General features: G+C 73.2%; 16 protein-coding genes and 2 pseudogenes. 9 read left to right on the top strand and 9 right to left on the bottom strand.

Annotated elements, in window-relative coordinates:
* Positions 1–591, bottom strand: a complete 591-nt coding sequence (locus ACZ7EC_RS07075; RefSeq protein ID WP_471058984.1) for a cysteine hydrolase family protein — start codon at positions 589–591, stop codon at positions 1–3.
* A gap of 164 nt (positions 592–755) precedes the next feature.
* On the opposite strand from ACZ7EC_RS07075, the gene ACZ7EC_RS07070 reads away from it, so the two are divergent.
* Entirely contained in the window at positions 756–1748 is a 993-nt protein-coding gene (locus tag ACZ7EC_RS07070; RefSeq protein WP_471058982.1) for a GlxA family transcriptional regulator, read from the top strand.
* A 13-nt stretch (positions 1749–1761) separates the two neighbouring features.
* Here the strand turns inward: ACZ7EC_RS07070 and ACZ7EC_RS07065 are convergent, their stop codons facing one another.
* Together ACZ7EC_RS07065 and ACZ7EC_RS07060 are read right to left on the bottom strand one after the other, a co-directional pair.
* Positions 1762–2559, bottom strand: a complete 798-nt coding sequence (locus ACZ7EC_RS07065; protein ID WP_471058980.1) for an EI24 domain-containing protein — start codon at positions 2557–2559, stop codon at positions 1762–1764.
* Between the two features lie 10 nt (positions 2560–2569).
* On the bottom strand, positions 2570–3004 hold the full coding sequence (locus ACZ7EC_RS07060; protein WP_471058978.1) for a MarR family winged helix-turn-helix transcriptional regulator: 435 nt from the start codon (positions 3002–3004) through the stop codon (positions 2570–2572).
* A gap of 72 nt (positions 3005–3076) precedes the next feature.
* Here ACZ7EC_RS07060 and ACZ7EC_RS07055 point away from each other — a divergent pair, with 72 nt between their 5' ends.
* Positions 3077–4102 carry an NADP-dependent oxidoreductase gene (locus ACZ7EC_RS07055; protein ID WP_471058976.1) on the top strand — a complete coding sequence of 342 codons (1026 nt, stop codon included), beginning with the start codon at positions 3077–3079 and terminating at the stop codon, positions 4100–4102.
* A 56-nt stretch (positions 4103–4158) separates the two neighbouring features.
* On the opposite strand, the gene ACZ7EC_RS07050 is transcribed toward ACZ7EC_RS07055, so the two are convergent.
* The 3 genes and pseudogenes from ACZ7EC_RS07050 to ACZ7EC_RS07040 form a co-directional block, all read right to left on the bottom strand.
* The gene (locus ACZ7EC_RS07050) at positions 4159–5319 is read right to left on the bottom strand and encodes a serine hydrolase domain-containing protein (protein ID WP_471058974.1); all 1161 of its coding nucleotides are present in this window, start codon (positions 5317–5319) and stop codon (positions 4159–4161) included.
* Between the two features lie 132 nt (positions 5320–5451).
* Complete coding sequence (locus ACZ7EC_RS07045; protein ID WP_471059793.1) at positions 5452–5994, bottom strand: hypothetical protein; 543 nt, start codon at positions 5992–5994, stop codon at positions 5452–5454.
* 81 nt (positions 5995–6075) lie between these two features.
* Positions 6076–6132 (bottom strand): annotated as a pseudogene (locus ACZ7EC_RS07040) (hypothetical protein); the annotation flags it as partial.
* A 497-nt stretch (positions 6133–6629) separates the two neighbouring features.
* Here ACZ7EC_RS07040 and ACZ7EC_RS07035 point away from each other — a divergent pair.
* Entirely contained in the window at positions 6630–6923 is a 294-nt protein-coding gene (locus ACZ7EC_RS07035) for a DUF6087 family protein (RefSeq protein ID WP_471058972.1), read from the top strand.
* A 100-nt stretch (positions 6924–7023) separates the two neighbouring features.
* On the opposite strand, the gene ACZ7EC_RS07030 is transcribed toward ACZ7EC_RS07035, so the two are convergent.
* Complete coding sequence (locus tag ACZ7EC_RS07030) at positions 7024–8535, bottom strand: DHA2 family efflux MFS transporter permease subunit (protein WP_471058970.1); 1512 nt, start codon at positions 8533–8535, stop codon at positions 7024–7026.
* Between the two features lie 125 nt (positions 8536–8660).
* Here ACZ7EC_RS07030 and ACZ7EC_RS07025 point away from each other — a divergent pair, with 125 nt between their 5' ends.
* The gene (locus tag ACZ7EC_RS07025) at positions 8661–9710 is read left to right on the top strand and encodes an Lrp/AsnC family transcriptional regulator (protein ID WP_471058968.1); all 1050 of its coding nucleotides are present in this window, start codon (positions 8661–8663) and stop codon (positions 9708–9710) included.
* A gap of 30 nt (positions 9711–9740) precedes the next feature.
* Here the strand turns inward: ACZ7EC_RS07025 and ACZ7EC_RS07020 are convergent, their stop codons facing one another.
* Complete coding sequence (locus tag ACZ7EC_RS07020) at positions 9741–10199, bottom strand: RrF2 family transcriptional regulator (protein WP_471058966.1); 459 nt, start codon at positions 10197–10199, stop codon at positions 9741–9743.
* A 73-nt stretch (positions 10200–10272) separates the two neighbouring features.
* Here ACZ7EC_RS07020 and ACZ7EC_RS07015 point away from each other — a divergent pair, with 73 nt between their 5' ends.
* From ACZ7EC_RS07015 to ACZ7EC_RS07000, 4 genes and pseudogenes are all read left to right on the top strand, one after another.
* On the top strand, positions 10273–13218 hold the full coding sequence (locus ACZ7EC_RS07015) for a glycoside hydrolase family 35 protein (protein WP_471058964.1): 2946 nt from the start codon (positions 10273–10275) through the stop codon (positions 13216–13218).
* A gap of 135 nt (positions 13219–13353) precedes the next feature.
* A complete protein-coding gene (locus ACZ7EC_RS07010) occupies positions 13354–13959 on the top strand; it encodes a toxin-antitoxin system, toxin component family protein (protein WP_471058962.1) in 606 nt (201 codons plus the stop codon).
* Positions 13956–15176: an MAB_1171c family putative transporter gene (locus ACZ7EC_RS07005; RefSeq protein WP_471058960.1), complete on the top strand. Its 1221-nt coding sequence runs from the start codon at positions 13956–13958 to the stop codon at positions 15174–15176. Before ACZ7EC_RS07010 ends, ACZ7EC_RS07005 begins: the two co-directional genes overlap by 4 nt.
* Before the next feature lie 75 nt (positions 15177–15251).
* Positions 15252–15832 (top strand): annotated as a pseudogene (locus ACZ7EC_RS07000) (hypothetical protein).
* Here ACZ7EC_RS07000 and ACZ7EC_RS06995 read toward each other — a convergent pair.
* Entirely contained in the window at positions 15777–16694 is a 918-nt protein-coding gene (locus ACZ7EC_RS06995; RefSeq protein WP_471058958.1) for an ATP-grasp domain-containing protein, read from the bottom strand. The pseudogene ACZ7EC_RS07000 and the gene ACZ7EC_RS06995 sit on opposite strands and share 56 nt — an antisense overlap.
* 134 nt (positions 16695–16828) lie before the next feature.
* Here ACZ7EC_RS06995 and ACZ7EC_RS06990 point away from each other — a divergent pair, with 134 nt between their 5' ends.
* On the top strand, positions 16829–17275 hold the full coding sequence (locus ACZ7EC_RS06990) for a PP2C family protein-serine/threonine phosphatase (RefSeq protein WP_471058956.1): 447 nt from the start codon (positions 16829–16831) through the stop codon (positions 17273–17275).
* Positions 17276–17327: the final 52 nt, after the last annotated feature.

The raw sequence follows: 17327 nt of genomic DNA, 5'->3' as shown, positions 1-17327 counted from the left end.
TCAGGCCAGGGACTCCGGTGCGGGTACGACGACGCCGTACAGGTCGGCGACGGTGGCCAGGGCGCCGAGGTGGACCGCGGGGGCGTCCAGTTCCCCGCCGGTGACCGGCAGCGCGCGGGTGGCGCAGGCGTCGGCGACCACCGTGGGGCGGTTGCCGCGCAGGAAGGCGCCCTGGGCGGTGAAGGCGACGCACATGTGGGTCATGAATCCGGCGATGACCAGGTCGCCGCGGCCGGCCTCGTCCACCAGCCGGCCCAGTCCGGTGCCGTGGAAGGCGTCGGGCGCCTGCTTGACGACGACGGGCTCGCCCTCGGCCGGGGCGACGCTCGGGTGGATCCGCCCGATCTCGGCGCGGATGTCGTAGGGGGTGCCCTCGCCGCCGTCGTTGACGACGTGGATGACCGGGGTGCCTTCCCGGCGGGCGCGCTCCAGCAGCCGGGCCGCCGCGCCGAGGGCGGGACGCCAGCCGTCCAGCTCCATCACGCCGGTGGTGTAGGTGTTCTGGTAGTCGATCAGGACCAGCGTGGCGCCGGCGAGCTTCGGGGGTGTGTCGTCGAAGCCGTTCAGCTGACGCAGCGTCGTTCGGGGCATGGCAGAACCACCTTGTGCGGTCGGGAGTCGGGAGCGGCGCACCGATGCGGCGGCCGGTGCCCTCGACGCTATGGCGCTCCCCCGCACGTCGGCAATGACGTCTAACATGCAGAAACCGACGCCGCACAAGCGGACATCGCCGCGTTCCACCGCCAGGGGGGTCTGTGCACACCGTCGACCGGCTGATCGTTATCGTCCTCTTCGACCAGGTCGACCTGCTCGATGTCACGGGGCCGCCGGAGGTCTTCCATCTCGCCCGGCGGGAGACGGAGGAGGCCGCGGCGTACGAGGTCCTCCTCGCGGCCGGGACCCCGGATCCCGTCGTCACGGCCGCCGGGGTGCGGGTGCTGCCCGATGCCACCTTCGACGCGCTGGCGGCCCGGAGCATCGACACCGTGATCGTGCCGGGCGCGGTCGAGGCCGACGGCGACGGCCGGCTGCGGCCGGCGGTGGATCCGGTGGTCGTACGGCGGGTGCGGGCGCTCGCCCCGCGGGCCCGGCGGATCGCCTCGGTCTGCGTCGGGGCGCACATCCTCGCGGCCGCCGGGCTCCTCGACGGCAAGCGGGCCACCACGCACTGGTCGACCGCGCCGCAGCTCGCCGCCGACCACCCGGCCGTCCGGGTCGACGCCGACCCGATCTTCATCCGCCAGGGCGAGGTGTGGACCGGCGCCGGCATCAGCGCCTGCCTCGACCTGTCCCTCGCGCTGATCGCGGACGACCTCGGCGAGGCGGTCGCGCTGCGGGTCGCCCGGCAATTGGTGATGTACCTGAAACGGCCCGGCGGGCAGAGCCAGTTCAGCGTCCCGCTGGAGCAGCCGTCCACGACCCGGCGGATCGAGGACCTGCGCCACTACATCCTGCGCCACCTCGCCGAGCCCCTCACGGTCGGCCGGCTCGCCGGGTACGCCCACATCAGCGACCGGCAGCTCACCCGGATCTTCAAGAACGAGCTGGGCACGACCCCGCACGCCTACATCGAGTCGGTCCGCGTCGAACGCGCCCGCAACGAGCTGGAGTCCACAGACGCCACCCTCGAACGCATCGCCGCCGCCTGCGGGTTCGGCACCCCCGACACCCTCGTCCGGGCCTTCCGCCGCAGGCTGGACACCACGCCGACGGAATACCGCCGCCGCTTCCGCACGACGCCCGGCTGAGATCCCGGCGCGGTCAGCCGTCCGTGGCCCGCGCGGGGGAGGCGGGCTCGGATTCCGCCGGGCCGGACTCCTCGTCCAGCAGGTCCCGCGCCAGCAGGGTCGCGCCGGCCACCGCGCCGGGCATCAGGAAGACGGCGACGAAGGGGACGAGGAAGGCGAGGCCGAGCGGGGTGCCGTAGCCCCAGACCAGGAGGCGGCGGGAGCGCAGGAGGGCGAGACGGGCGCGCAGGTCGAGGCCCCGGCGCTGCAAGGGGATCGAGGTCAGCTCCTCCGCGAGGAAGAAGCCGGTCACGAAGAAGCCCAGCACCGGTATCACCGTCTGGCCGACGACCGGCAGCAGGCCGAGCGCGAACAGCAGGACGCCCCACACCGCCGCCCGGACCAGGACGCGGACGCTGTCGCGGGCCGACAGCCACAGCTCGCGCCAGAAGGGGAGCGCGGACCGGGGGGCCGTACCGTCGGGCGACCGGGAGGCGTCCACCCGCTCCGAGAGGTTGTCGTAGAACGGCTGTCCGATGATCAGCGTCACCGCGGTGAAGGTGAGCACCGCCAGCAGCAGCCCCAGCGCGAACAGCACCGCCGTGAGGAAACCCCGGAACAGCGTGCCCCAGGGGCCCGGCCAGTGGTCCGCGAAGGGCGTGGCCCCAGTCACCGCGTCGTCGCCCCATATGGCCAGCGCGATCAGCGCGGCCACGTACAGGACCAGTGCTATCAGGCCCGGCAGCAGGGCGAGACCGTACTGCCGGCCGTGCCGCGCCACCCACCGCTGGCCCTCGACCAGGTACTTGAATCCCGCCCCCAGATCACGCATGGCGGAAACCTTACGCGTCGAGCACGCGCCGCAGCAGATCCCGCAGCGTCCCCCGCTCCTGCGCCGACAGTCCCGCCAGCGGCTCGCGCGCGAAGTGCAGCCCCTCCCGCAGTTCGCGGGCCACCCGCAGCCCCTCCTCCGTGGCCGCCGCCATCTTGACGCGGCGGTCGGCGGGGTCCGGGCGGCGCTCGGCGAGGCCCCGCGCCTCCAGGCGGTCCATGATCCCCGTCACGTTCGACGGCTCGCACTTGAGCTTCTGTGCGAGCTTGCGCATGGGCAGCGGCCCGAGGGAGAGCAGGCTGAGGAGCTTGGCCTGCGCACCGGTCAGGGCGTGCTCGGCCGCCGCCTCGTCGTAGTCCGCGTGATAGCGCGCCACGACCTCGGCGATCAGTTCGACGACGTCCAGGGTGAGCTGGTCCGGACGGCGGGGATGCGGTGGTGCCATACCCCCCAGCCTACCCGGTTACTTGACAATCTTAAATATTCAGCCTAACCATTGTTTCAGGTAGTGAAATAAATGAAAGGCACCACCGCGATGACGACGAACATCAACCGCGAATGGCACCTGCTCAGCCGCCCCGTCGGCTGGCCGAAGCCGGAGGACTTCGCGCTCGTGGAGACGCCCGTCCCCACGCCGGGCGAGGGGCAGATCCTGGTACGGAACACGTACCTCTCCGTGGACCCGTACATGCGGGGCCGGATGAGTGCCGCGAAGTCGTACGTCGAGCCGTTCGAGCTGGGCAAGGCCATGCAGGGCGGCGCGGTCGGCGAGGTGATCGAGTCCCGCGCCGAGGGGATCGCCGCCGGCGACCACGTGCTGCACTTCCTCGGCTGGCGCGAGTACGCCGTGCTGGACGCGGAGCACGCCGTGAAGGTCGACCCGGAGGCCGCGCCGCTGTCGGCGTACCTCGGGGTGCTCGGCATGACCGGGCTGACCGCGTACGCGGGCCTGCTGCGCACCGCCTCCTTCAAGGAGGGCGACATCGTGTTCGTCTCCGGCGCCGCCGGGGCCGTCGGCAGCCAGGTGGGGCAGATCGCGAAGCTCAAGGGTGCCTCGCGGGTCATCGGCTCGGCCGGCTCGGACGAGAAGGTGCGGCTGCTGGTGGAGGAGTACGGCTTCGACGCGGCGTTCAACTACAAGAACGGCCCGGTGTCCAAGCAGCTGCGCGAGGCCGCGCCCGACGGGATCGACGTGTACTTCGACAACGTCGGCGGGGACCACCTGGAGGCGGCGATCGGCTCGCTGCGAGAGGGCGGCCGGATCGCCGTCTGCGGCATGATCTCGGTCTACAACGACACCGAGCCCGCGCCCGGCCCGCGCAACCTGGCGCGGCTGATCCAGACGCGGGGCCGGATCGAGGGCTTCCTCGTCAACGACCACCGCGACCTCCAGCCGCAGTTCGTGCGGGAGGTCGGGCCGTGGGTGGCCTCGGGACGGCTGAAGTACCGGGAGACCGTGGTGGAGGGCATCGAGAACACCCTGGAGGCGTTCCTGGGGCTGCTGCGCGGCGACAACACCGGGAAGATGGTCGTCAAGCCGTAGCCCATGGGCATTCCGGGCCACTGGGTGGGGATGCGCCTCCCCACCCGTGAGGGCCGTCACCCGGCGGCCGTCGCCGCCCGGTGCACCGCCCGTACCAGCCGGTCGTTCTCCGGCGCCGCTCCGTAGGGGAAGGTGAAGCGGCGCCGGGTGTACCCGTACGCCAGGCCGGCGTGCGGGTCGGCGAACGCCTGGGTGCCGTTGGCGCCGCTGTGGCCCACGGAGCCGGCGCCCAGGACGGGGTGCCAGAGGTCGGCGGTGGCCTGGAAGCCGAGGCCGAAGGACCGGTGGTCGCGGGTCACCAGGTCGTAGCCGGCGGAGTGGATCCGGCCGAACTCCGCGATCGTGTCCGCCTTCAGCAGCGGCGCCTTGCCGTCGACCTCCCCGATCATCGCCGCGTACATCCGCGCGAGCCCCCGCGCCGAGGCGATCCCGCCCGCCGAGGCGGGGCCCTTGGCGCGGATCAGCGGGTCCTCGTACAGCCGCTCCAGGACGGTCGGTTCGGCGCCGTGCCGGTTGAAGGCGATCGCCTCCAGGGTGTGCGGGCCGCGCGGCGAGGCGTCGATGAGCGCCTGCTGTCCGGGGGTGGGGAGCAGCGGCTGGGGGCCGCGGAAGCGGGGTTCGGCGGTGGCCGGCAGGCCCAGGTGGAAGTCCAGCCCGTAGGGGACGCGGACCCGGTCCTCGTACAGGTCCTGGATCGTACGGCCCGTCGCCCGGCGCACCACCTCGCCCGTCAGCGCGCCGATGACCAGCGCGTGATAGCCGAACGCGGCTCCCGGTCGCCAGAACGGCCGCTGGTCGGCGAGGTGTTCGGCGACCGCACGGTCGTCCGCCAGCTCGGCGCGGGTGAACCCGGCGTCCGTGCCGACCAGTCCGGCCCGGTGTGCGAGCAGGTCCCTGAGGGTCAGCTCGCCCTTGCCCTCGGTGGTGAACTCCGGCCAGTAGTAGGTGACTTTGCGGTTCAGCTCCAGCGTGCCGTCCTGCACCAGCAGCGCCGCGACCAGGTGGGCCGCGCCCTTGGTGGCGGAGAAGACGCCGTACAGCGCCTCGCCCGTCCCGCTCGGGCCCGCCCACAGGTCCACGACGCACCGCCCGCGCACGTAGGCGCACAACTGACCCTCGTAGTCGTCCCGTTCGGCCGCGACTAATGCGGCGAATTCCTCCCTGACCGCCTCGAACCCCTCGGCGACCGTGCCGTGCACGGCGTTGTTCTGCGTCATCCGCACTCCTTCGGAACCTGTCCCTGTAACGACTCAACCGCCGTGACGTCCCTTCGGTGTCATCGATGCCCCGAACGGCCGATGGCATGGGAGAGGCGCAATTCCGGCGGTCCGGTGCCGTTCAGGTCCCGATCAGGTGCACCACCAAAGGAAGCGGTCGCAGGTGCGGGTCGGGGACGGCGCCGGGGGTGGCGCGGAGGTCGCGGGGGCGGTGGTGGGGGGCGGGGCGGCCGGCGGTGTCGTGGGCGCGGTGCTGGGGACCGTGACGGGCGAGCCGCCGCCGGTGGTCGCGGACGGCGGCGCCTTTGCCGTACCGGTTGCGGAGGCGGAGGGCGAGGCGGAGCCGCTGGCCCCCGCGGACGGGGACCCGCTCACGGAGGCCGTCGCGCCGGAGGTCGCCGGGCCGTTGGCGGCCTGGAGCGGGGCGGTCGTCCGACCCGAGGGGCTGGAGCCGCCCTGATCGTCGGCCGAGGTGTCCTTGACGGTGGCCGTACCGCCGCCGGTGAAGGGCAGTGGCGCGTCGGTGCCGAGTTCGGCGAGGCCGAGGCCGGCCGCCGCGAGCAGGAAGCCGGCGGCGAGGAGGACGGTACGGCGACGCCGCCGACGGTGTGCGGCGGCCTTGCGGCTCCGCCGCTCCGCCCGGCCCCCTGCGGGCTCCGGGAGCTCTCCCCCCATCCCCTGTCCGGGCTCCCCGGCTTCCGGCTCCACCCGCGCCGGACCGGGTATCCGGTCGGCCGGTTCGGCCGGTGCTCCGCACCCCGGACAGACCAGGGCGCCGTTGAGGTGCCGTCGGCACGGGAGGCAGTAGTCCATGACGCGGGAAGACTAGGGTCGACGCGCGTCACGTTCCTAGGCACGGCTGTGAATGTTTGGTGCGGGATCGAAAACGTTCTCGAAAGACGCCGGTACGGCGACGACCGCCCGCACGGTCTTGCCCGGCGGCGACTCGCGCGGAGTCAGTACGTCGGCGCAGGCGGGAGGCCGCCGCCGGGAACAGGCAACGCAAGGCTATGGCCTGCAACAAGACGTCCCCGCCCGGATCGGCCCCGGACGGGGACGTCGTCGCGCCTGAGATCAGACGGTCCCCTCGATGCGTTCGAAGATGTCCGCGTCCGTCTCCCGCTGCCAGGCGGGCAGGTCGGACCAGTCGGCCACATAACCGGGCTTCGGGTCCTCGAAGTGCCTGAACATCTGGGCGGTCCAGCAGATCGCGACGAATCGGCCCTCTTCCCCAGCTTCGCCCAGAGCCCGGTTTAGGCTCCCTCCCTGTGCTGGGAGCACCGGATCGTCTGACCCACTACGCTCCGGGCATGGCCGACGAACCGCTCTCCCAGTGGGCCGAGCGTCGCGACGCGAGGATCGGGGAGCTCCGCGCCGTACCCCTCGTGACCGGTGACGGCCCGAGGGCATCGCATCTGAACCCCGATGCGCCCCGTGCGATCCAGCGGTGGAACGGCCATCTGTGGGAGGCGCACGGCTTCGCGGCGGACCTCGCGGAAGCAAGGCGCATCCTGTTTCCCCGCGCCGAGGCCGCCGCCGCTCCGGAGGCGTCACCGAAGCTCGGCCCCGGAACGGGCAGGCATCGGAAGCCACCGACGCCCTGATCGCCTCCGCGCAGGACGCTTTGGTCCCACCGGCCGCCCGAGTCTGCGGGGCGACGCCCACGATTCCAGGAAAACGGCCCCTGAGAGGCGGGCGGCCCGGTCAGGCGTGCGCGAACTCCGGTTCCACCGCGGGGGCGACCCGCTCGGGGCGCATCAGGATCAGGGCCAGGGCTCCGGCGGTCAGGCCCACGACTCCGGCGACGGTGAAGCCGGCCCGCAGGGCGTGCGCCGCGGCGCCGTGCAGGGCCTCGGCCAGTCCGGCGCGGCCGACGGCCGGGGTGGCGGCCAGGACGTGCCCGGCACCGCCCCCGGAGAGGGCCCGGCCGAGGGCGGCGGCGCCCTGGATCCGGTGGTCGGTGAGCCACGCGGCCGACGAGGACGCGAAGACGCTGCCGAGGACGGCGATGCCGATGGCGTGGCCCAGCTGGCGTGCGCTGTTGGTCGCGCCCGCGGCCATCCCGGCGCGCTGCCAGCCCACCGCCGCGGTCGCCGAGGAGCCCAGCGTGGGCAGCGTGGCGCCGGCTCCGACGCCGATCACCGCGTAGCCGACGATCAGTGCCGTCCAGTCGGAGCCCGCGCCGATCAGCAGGCTCTCGGCCAGGGCACCGGCACCGATCAGCACCATTCCCCCGCCTATCAGCAGCTGCGGGCGGACGCCGTGCAGGAAGCGGCCGGCGACCAGCGAGGTGCAGAACGAGGCGGCGGACAGCGGCAGTCCGGTCAGCCCCGCCTCCAGCGGAGTCAGGCCGAGCAGGGACTGCAGCCAGATCGACGTGTAGGCGAGCATCGCGAACGCCGCGACGTTCACCGTCAGCGACGCGATCATGATGCCGGTGAACGAGCGGCTGCGGAACAGGGAAAGGTCGAGCATCGCGTGCCGCGAGCGGGCCTGGACGGCCAGGAACACGACGAAGGCGACGACGGCGAGGGCGAACAGGCCCAGGACCGCCCCGGAGGTCCAGCCGTGCTCCTGCGCGCGGATCACCGCCAGGACGAGCGCCGAGGCGGCCACCGTGAACAGGACGGTTCCCGCCCAGTCGGGCCGGCGTCCCGGTGTGGGCCGGTCCGCGGAGAGCGCCTTGGCCGCGAGCCAGACCGCCGCCACGCTGATCGGGATGTTGACGTAGAAGATCCACCGCCAGTCGGCGGCCTCGGTGAGCAGACCGCCGAGGACGGGGCCGACCGCGGCGGCGGCGCCGGAGACCGCGCCCCACACGCCGTAGGCGGTACCCCGGTCGCGCCCCTGGTAGGAGGCGTTCAGGAGCGGGAAGGCGGTCGCGAACATCGCGGCGCCGCCCAGGCCCTGCACGGCACGGGCCGTGATCAGCGTGCCCGGATTCGGCGCCGCGCCGCACACCGCGGAGGCGAGCGCGAAGGCCACGAGGCCGGCCAGGTAGACGCGCCGGTGCCCGGTCAGGTCGGCAAGCGCTCCCACGCCGAGCAGCACCACGGCGAGGGCCAGGGCGTAGGCGTCGATCACCCATTGCAGCGAGGCGAACGTGCTGTGCAGGGCGAGGGACATGTCGGGGAGGGCGACATTCACGATGGTGACGTCGATCAACAGCATGAACGAGCCGAGACAGACCGCCAGGAGGGGCAGCCATTTACGCATGGGAACACGCGTCCTTTCCTCTGGTACGCCCACCACCCTCGGCGAGCGCCGGACCGTGCTCCAAACCAGCCCCCCGACTCGGTCCGAAACCTCCACACCGCCGCCGCTCATGGAACGATCGACTCATGCCCGACACCCTGGACCGACAGATCATCCGCGCCCTGCAATGCGCGCCACGCGCCCCGTTCGCCCGGATAGCGGAGGCCGTGGGCGCCTCGGAGCAGACCGTCGCCCGCCGCTACCAGGCGCTGGTGCGCAGCGGTGTGGTCCGTGTCCACGGACGGGTCGCGCCCGCCGCGTACGGGCAGGTCGAGTGGGTCGCCCGGATCGCCTGCCGGCCCGACCGGGTGGGGGCGCTGGCCGAGGCCCTGGTGCGCCGCCCCGAGGTGTCGTTCGTACGGCTCGCCTCGGGTGGCTCGGAGATCATCTGCCTGCTGCGCTCCTCGGCGGGCGACTCCGGGGACACCGTCCTCCTGACGGAGCTGCCCCGCACCTCGGCCGTGCTGAACCTGCACATCGACATGATCCTGCACGACTTCGGCACCGGGCTGTCCGCCGAGTGGAACGGCTACGGCGGCCGGCTGACGGCCGGACAGCAGGCCCTGCTGACCGCCGGCACCGCGCCCCCGTCCGGGCCGTACCTCGAGGTCACGGACGACGACGGGCCGCTGCTCGCCGCGCTCGCCGACGACGGCCGTGCCACCCATGCCCGGCTGGCCGCCGAGACGGGCTGGAGCAAGGGCCGGGTGCTGCGCCGGCTGGCGGCGCTGGAGGAGTCCGGCACCCTCTCCTACGACGTGGACCTGCTCCCCGAACTGCTCGGGCACCATCTGCACGCCACGCTCTGGCTCCGTGTCCCGCCGCACCGTCTGGAGGCGGTCGGCGAGGAGATCGCCCGGCACGACCAGATCGCCTTCGCCGGTGCCATCAGCGGGCCGGACAACATCATGGCCATCGCCATCTGCCGCGACACCGACGACCTCTACCGCTTCCTGACCCGGCAGATCGCGTCGATCCCGGACATCGGCGGCTACGAGGTGAGCATCCGCGTCCGCGGCTTGAAACAGGCCGGTTCCCTCATCACCGGGGGCCGTCTCACTCCGGCCCCGCGGCCGTACGTCCGCCCCAGGGGCGCGGGCCGCGGTGAGCCGCCCCGCGGCGCGAAGGGGTCGTGACCGGACCCCGCGGGGCACAAGGCCCTCCCCCTACGGGTTCTCCCACGCCGCCGGTTCCGCGGCCAGCGTGCTGACCGGGTCCGGCAAGCCGCCCGCGGCCAGGTCCCCGATCGTCACGCCCTCCAGGATGCGTCGGACGCCCGCGCGCAGGGCGATCCAGAGGGGGAGCAGGGGTTCGGCCGTGCCGGTGTAGGTGAGGCCCGTCGGGCGTTCGCCGCGGACCGAGACGATCGGGCCGTCCACGCCCCGGATGACGTCGGCCACGGTGATCGCCGGGGCCTCGCGGGCGAGCCGGTAGCCGCCGCCCCCGCCGCGCCGGCTGTCCACGATCCCGGCGCGGCGCAGATCGCCGAGGATCCCCTCCAGGAACTTGTGCGGGATCCCCTGGGCGGCCGCGATTTCCTCTGCTTTCACCGGCCCGTTACCCTGCCGTACGGCCAGCTCCAGTACCGCCCGTACCGCGTAATCCGCCCGTGCCGAGATCCTCATGGGTCCATTGTGGGTCGTCCGCGCGTGGAGAATGGCCGCACCCGCGCCCCGAAGATCGCCGGGAGGATCCACCTTGGCGCTCAGCAGACGTACCTTCAGTGCCCTCACCGGCTCGGCCGCGCTCGGTCTCGCCCTCGGCGGCAGCGGCGGGACCGGGGCGCCCTCGGCGTACGCGGCCCGCAGCGTGCCGACCGGTCCGGTGCCCGCCGCGCCGCGCGCGGACGGCGAGCACCACACCATCGGGTACGACCGCTACTCCCTGCTGGTGGACGGCAGACGGCTGGTCGTGTGGTCGGGCGAACTGCACCCCTTCCGGCTGCCGAGCCCGTCGCTGTGGCGGGACGTGCTCCAGAAGATGCGCGCGCACGGCTACAACGCCGTGAGTGTCTACGTCGCCTGGAACTACCACTCCCCCGCTCCGGGCACGTACGACTTCCGCGGCGTCCGCGATCTGGGCCTGTTCCTGCGCACGGCCGCCGAGACCGGGCTCTACGTCATCCTGCGCCCCGGCCCGTACATCAACGCCGAGGTGGACGGCGGCGGTTTCCCCGGCTGGCTCACGGCGGCCGAGGGGCGGGCGCGCTCGGCCGATCCGGCGTACCTCGCGCACGTGGACGAGTGGCTGACGCAGGTGAACCGGATCGCCCGCGAGCACCTGTTCACCCAGGGCAAGGGCACCGTGCTGCTCTACCAGATCGAGAACGAGTTCGACGCGCGGGTGGGCTCGGCGGACAGCAGCGCCTACATGTCCCACCTGTACAAGAAGGTGCGCGCCGACGGCATCGACGTACCGCTGTTCCACAACGACAAGGGCCGCAACGGGTATTGGACCCCCGGCTCCTTCGACACCGGTGGCGAGCGCGGCGGTTGGCTGTACGGCTTCGACGGGTACCCCTCGCCGTCCCAGACTCCCCCGGACTGGGGGGCGTTCGGGCCCGGCGGGGCGAAGGGCGGCGCCAGTGCCTCGCCCACGACGCCCGGATTCGTGCCCGAGTTCGGCGGCGGCTGGTTCGACCCGTGGGGCGGTTCCTTCTACGACGGCAAGGGGTACGCCGAGGCCCGCCGCACCCGCGACGCCGCCTACGAGCGCCGCTTCTACCTGACCAACCTCGCCAACGGCATCACCCTGCACAACGTCTACATGACCTTCGGCGGCACCTCCTGGGGCTGGCTGCCCGCGCCGGTCGTCTACACGTCGTACGACTACGGCGCCGCGATCGACGAGGCCCGCAACGTCACCGCGAAGATCGCCCCGATGCACCAGCTCGGGCATCTGCTGCAGCGCGTCCCCGACTTCGCCAAGCTGGACCGCGCGGCGGAGGTGCGTGCCGAGGGGCTGAAGGTCTACCACCTGGCCAACCCGGACACCGGCGCCCATGTGTACGTCGCCCGGAACGACGGCACCGAGGCGGTGACGGCCGAACTGCCCACCGCCGAGGGCGAGGTGCGCGTCACCGTGCCCGGCAAGGACGCCAAGCTGCTGGCCACCGGCCTGTCCCTGGGCAAGCGGAAGCTGAAGTACGCGACCGTGCAGCCGACCATGTGCCTGACCGCCGGGCGGCAGGACGTCGCCGTGTTCACCGGGCGCAAGGGCGAGATGGCCGAGCTGGTGCTGCACTGCGACACCGACCCCGACGTCATGCGGCTGGACCCGGAGGCCGCGTGGGGGGTGGACGACACGGGCCTGCACGTCAACGCCCCGCTCGGGCAGAGCGGACTGATCCGCGTGCTGGTGGAGAAGGGCGACACGGACACCCCGCTGCTCCTCCTCTTCGCCGATGACGCCACCTCCGTGCGGCTGTTCCCGTACGACACCGCCTCCGGCTCCCTGCTGGTGTACGGCCCCCAGCTGCTGCGCCACGTCGAACTGCGCGGCTCGGAAGTCCACTTGAGCGGTGACATCACCGATCCGACGAGCGTGGAGGTGTGGGGGCCGCGCGGCATCTCCAGCCTGGTGTGGAACGGGCGCAGGCTCGCCACCCGTGTGACGATGTCCGGCAGCCTGATGACCACCCGGATGCTGCCCGCGGTGCCGGAGGTCCGGTTGCCCGCCCTCGGCTCCTGGCGGATGCGCCGGGAGAACCCCGAGGTGGGCCCGAGCTACGACGACTCCACGTGGAAGACCGCCGACAAGAAGACGTCGTACAGCACCACGGCCGTCCCGGAGGGCCAGCCGGTGCTGTTCGCGGACGACTACGGCTTCCACTACGGGGACGTCTGGTACCGGGGCGTCTTCGACGACTCCACGGACATCTCCGAGGTCGCGCTCGGCTACAGCACCGGCACCCAGGGGCTGTTGATGGCGTGGCTGGACGGGGAGCCGCTGGGCACGCACCGGATGCCGGTGCCGGACGCCGCCACGATCCGCAGGGGCACCTGGTCGGACACGGCCTCCTTCCCGGTGCGCGAAGCGCTGCGCTCGCCCGGCCGGCATGTGCTGTCCGTCCTCGTCCGGCGGATGCAGCACGACCAGGACGGCACGTCGCAGGACACCCACAAGGCCGCGCGGGGCCTCACCGCCGCGGTCTTCAAGGGCGCCTCCCCGAAGGTGCGCTGGCGCATCCAGGGCGAGGGCCGTCCCGACCCGGTGCGCGGGCCGCTGAACAACGGCGGTCTGCACGGGGAGCGTTCGGGCTGGCATCTGCCGGGGTTCGCGGACGGGGACTGGGACACCGTGGACTTCCCGCGCGCCGAGCGGTATCAGGGGGTGACCTGGTACCGGACGACCTTCCGGCTGGCCGTGCCCGGCGACGTGGACGCGTCGATCGGGCTGACGCTCCAGGACGATCCGTACCGGGCGTACCGGGCCCAGATCTTCCTCAACGGCTGGAACATGGGGCAGTACATCAACGACGTGGGCCCGCAGCACACGTTCGTGCTGCCGAACGGGGTGCTGCGCACGCGGGGCGAGAACACGCTGGCGCTCGCGGTCCTGTCCGAGTTCACGACCCTGTCGGGGCCCGGGGAGGTCGGGCTGACCCTGCTCGGGAAGGCGGCCGGCGGGTTGGTTGTGTCTTGAACCACGCCTCCGGGATCGCGTGACGCGGGCGTGTCCCGGCACGTACGCTCGACGGAACCGCGGCGGCGCGCGGCGGTGCGCGGCGGTGCGCGGCGGGGAGTGCGGGCAGGAGCGGCGGACGCGGGAAGGGGACGGATGGGTATCGCGGGCGCGCGACGGCGGGCGGTACGGCTGACCGCACGACTGCGACGCTCCGGCGACTCCGGCACGGCCATGCGCTCCCTCGCCGGCGCACTTGCCTCGGCGGTCCGCGCCCGGCCCGAAGTACCCGCTGATGTACGGGGGTTGTGCCGGGCGCTGTGCGAGGAGATGAGCGTGCTGCGCGGCGGGCGGCCGCTGGAGCTGCGGTTCGAACGCTTCCCGGACGAGATCGAAGTGACCGGTCTGTGGGTGGAGTTCGCCGACTTCGACCTGGTCATCGTGGAGGACCGGGCCGAGGATGTGCAGCAACTGGTGATCCTCGGACATGAGTTGTGGCATCTGCACGCCGGGCACCGGCACCACCACATGGCCGGTGACGCGGCGGCGCGAGCCCTCGCGGACGCCCCCGGCTGGCCGGACAGGGCGCTCACGGTGGCCGCGCGCGACGGGTCCCGCGAGGCGGACGAAGCCGAGGCGGACGACTTCGGGCACCGGCTCGCCACGCTGTTCCGGACCCGGCCCGGCGGGTCCGGGGGCGCGCCGTCCGACCCCCTGCAGCGGGCGCTCGGCTATCGCGGGCGGGGCGGAGCGGCGCGGTGAGCACGCTGGCGCTGGACCCTTCGGCGCTGCTCGGCCGGCTGTACATCTCCTTCTGGATCCCGACGGCGCTGCTGACCGCCGCGCTGCTGCTGAAGCTGCCCACGATCATCCGGCTGTGGCGCGACCCCCTGCTGCGCGCGGTCGGCGGGGTGCTCCTGTTCGCCTGCACGGTGTTCGTGTGCTGCATGCCGTCGATGATCCACCGGATGAACGTGCTCACCGGAGTGCCCAACTTCGCGGCTCCGCTGTGCTATTCGCTGATCGCCGCGAACTCCGGGGCGGGGCTGCTGTTCATCGTCACCTGGCGCAACGGGCTGCCCGAGCGGTCCGCCGTCACCCGGCGGGCGACACGGTGGATCGTCTCCGGGTACGCGGTGGTGATCGTCGCGCTGTGGGTGCTGTTCGCGCTCGCCGACGTGCCGGTGGAGCGGGTGCGGGACCTCGACACGTACTACGCCCGTACGCCCTTCATGCGCGAGGAGATCCTGCTCTATCTGCTGGCCCACACCGTCGCCTGCGCGCTGAGTGCCCGGCTGATCTGGAACTGGGTACGGGACCGGGGGCTGGACGCGTGGCTGCGGTGGGGGCTGCGGCTGCTGGGCGGCGGGTACGCGCTGAGCCTGCTGTACGACGCGGCGAAGGTGACGGCGGTGGCCGCGCGCTGGCTCGGCCGGGATCCGGACTGGCTCAGCACGAACCTGGCGCCGCCGGTGGCCTCGCTCTCCGCGATCCTGCTGGCGGCGGGCTTCATCCTTCCGCACGCCGGGCAGGCCCTGCACGAGCGGTACCGGGTCCGGCTGGCGCATCACCGGCTGGGACCGCTGTACCGGCTGCTGCGCTCGGCGACCGGAGCAGGCCCGCGGTTCTCGCTGCGCGCCCCGGCGGAACTCCGGCTGACCCGCCGCGAGACGTACATCCGCGACGCCCTGCTGCCGCTCGCCCGGCGCGTGGACACGGAGCTGACGGACCGGGCCTACACGGCGGCCCGCGCGCTGGGGCATCCGGCGGCGCGGGCGCGGGCGCTGTCGGCGGCGGTGGGGGTGCTGGACGCGATCGAGAACGGGAGCGCGGCGGGGACGGCCGGCGACTGCGCCCCCGCGTCGCTGCTGCGGGACATCGCGTCCATCTCGTCGGCGCTGCGGCGGCCGAAGACGGTGGCGACGGTGCGCGCGCTGGCGACGGCGGCACCGGTCCGGGGGGTCGGGGTTCCGGAGTAAGGGGCCCGCGGGGGGCGTCCCGGCGCGGTGCCGCCGGTCGGGAGGTGCTGCGTCCGCCCCTCGCTCCAGGGCACCATGGATCCCGTGGCTCTTGATTTCCAGTTGGTGTTGCTGCGTCGTATGGCCGATCACAATCCGGAACTCGTGGACGAGGCCCGGAAGACGCTGGGCGTGTCCATCGCGGAGATGCGGGAGGCCAACAAGCGGTGGCAGGCGATGGTGCGGTCGCCCGGGGCGCGGGGGGCCGCCGCGCGGTACCGGTCGGTCTCGGGGAACCCGAGAGCACCGAGCCGCGCAGGCTCGGGGACGTCGACTGCGAGGCCCGCCGGTGGGCGCTGCCCCTGTGGCCCGACCTCCGGTTCGAGGTACTCGTGGGTCCCGACGGCGCCGTATGGAACGAATGGCTCGTACGGGCGCCCGGCGCCGCGCCCCCCGGCCTGCGCACCGTGGAAGACCTCGTCCCCTGGTCCTGCACCGTGGACGAACTCGCCCGCGCCTTCCCCCCGGCCCGCCCCCTGGAGGGCACCGCCCCCACCCGCTGGGGCCTCGCCTTCACCGCGCCCGACCGGGACGGCATACCCCACGAGATGGTCGCCGAGTTCACCTGGGGGCTGCTCCAGCGCACCGCGCGGGTCGATCCCCGGACCCCGCGCTGAGGATCGCCGCCACCGTGCGGGGCAGGGACTCGGGGTGCAGGAAGAGGAAGAGGTTCGGCTCGACCAGTTCGAGTTCCATCAGGCGGGGAGTGCCGTCCGGGCCGTCGGCGAGGTCCACGCGGGCGTAGAGGAGGGGCGCGGAGGCGGCGGGTACGGCCGCCAACGCCTTGTCCGCCACGGCGAGTTCCGCGTCCGTCGGCTGCCAGGGGGCGAGGTCGGGGTGGGCGACCTTGTCGGCGTCGTACGGGGTGCCGGGTGAGAGGACGGCGCCCTTGCGGCTCGCGTGCAGCAGGCAGCCGCCGAAGAACTGGAGGGCGCGTTCGCCGGTGGCGTCGATGCCCTTCAGGTAGGGCTGCACCATCGCGGTGAAGCCCTCGGCGTGCATCCGCGCGAGGTGCCGTACGGCCGTTACGTGCTCGGCGGGCGTGTAGCGGGCGGCGAAGCGGGCGCCCGCGCCGGAGGTCGGCTTGATGACGTACTCGTGGTCCGTGGGCAGGGCGGGAGAGGCGTCCTGACCGGGGGCGAGGTAGCGCGTGGGAACGGTGGGGACGCCGGCGGCGGCCAGCTCGCCCAGGTAGCGCTTGTCGAGGTTCCAGCGGATGACCTCGGCGGGGTTGGCGATCCGGGTCGTCCGGGCCACCCGGTCCAGCCAGGCCGTGAACTCCGCCGCGCGCCAGCTGTAGTCCCAGGTGGAGCGGATGACGACGAGGTCGTACACGGACCAGTCGATGTCGGGGCCGTCCCAGTAGGGGGCGTCGGCCTGTGCGCCGGCCTCGTTCAGCGCCCGCACCAGCACCGGCAGGTCCGCGTCCCTGCTCGGGGCGGCGCCGGGGTCGTAGGTGGCGAGGGCGATGCGGGGCACGGCGGGACTCCCTGTCGTACGGCGTGCGGACACCCGCGAGGCTAACAAGCGGCCCGGAACCGGGACAGGGGGTTTGACCTTCACCTTTGGTGAAGCCCCAGCATCGGTGGCGGACGACGGGAGACGGGGGCGCGATGGAACCGCTGACGATCGGGGCGTTCGCCCGGCTGAGCCGGCTGTCACCGAAGGCACTGCGGCTGTACGACGAGCTGGCGCTGCTGTGGACCGGGTCCCGGCTGGCGCTCGCGCACATCGGGGACTCGCGGGCGTATCTGCTGCGCGGTGGCGAGCTGTACCGGATCACGCGGGACCACCGGGTCTCGCCGCGGGGGCTGCTGCTGTCCAAGGCGCTGACCGGTGGCGCGGAGGTCGTCCCGGATCTGTGCCTCCGGGAGCCGCTGTCCGGGGACCGGTACCTGGTGTGCTCCGACGGGCTGACGGAGGCGGTACCCGATGCCCGTATCAGGGAACTGCTGGCGTCCGCCGCGGGGCCGGCGGAGCTGGTCGCGGCGGCGCGGGCGGCGGGGGCGCCCGACAACGTGACGTGCGTCGTCGCGGACGTGTCCGTCCGGGCCGACTGACTCGCCCTCCCGCCCGCCGGAAACGGTCGGCTGGGAGGCGGGAGCCGGGGGA

The sequence above is a fragment of the Streptomyces sp. NPDC037203 genome, assembly GCF_055605065.1.
Note: the sequence above shows the minus strand (reverse complement) of the source record. Positions and strands in the feature narration are given on the sequence as shown.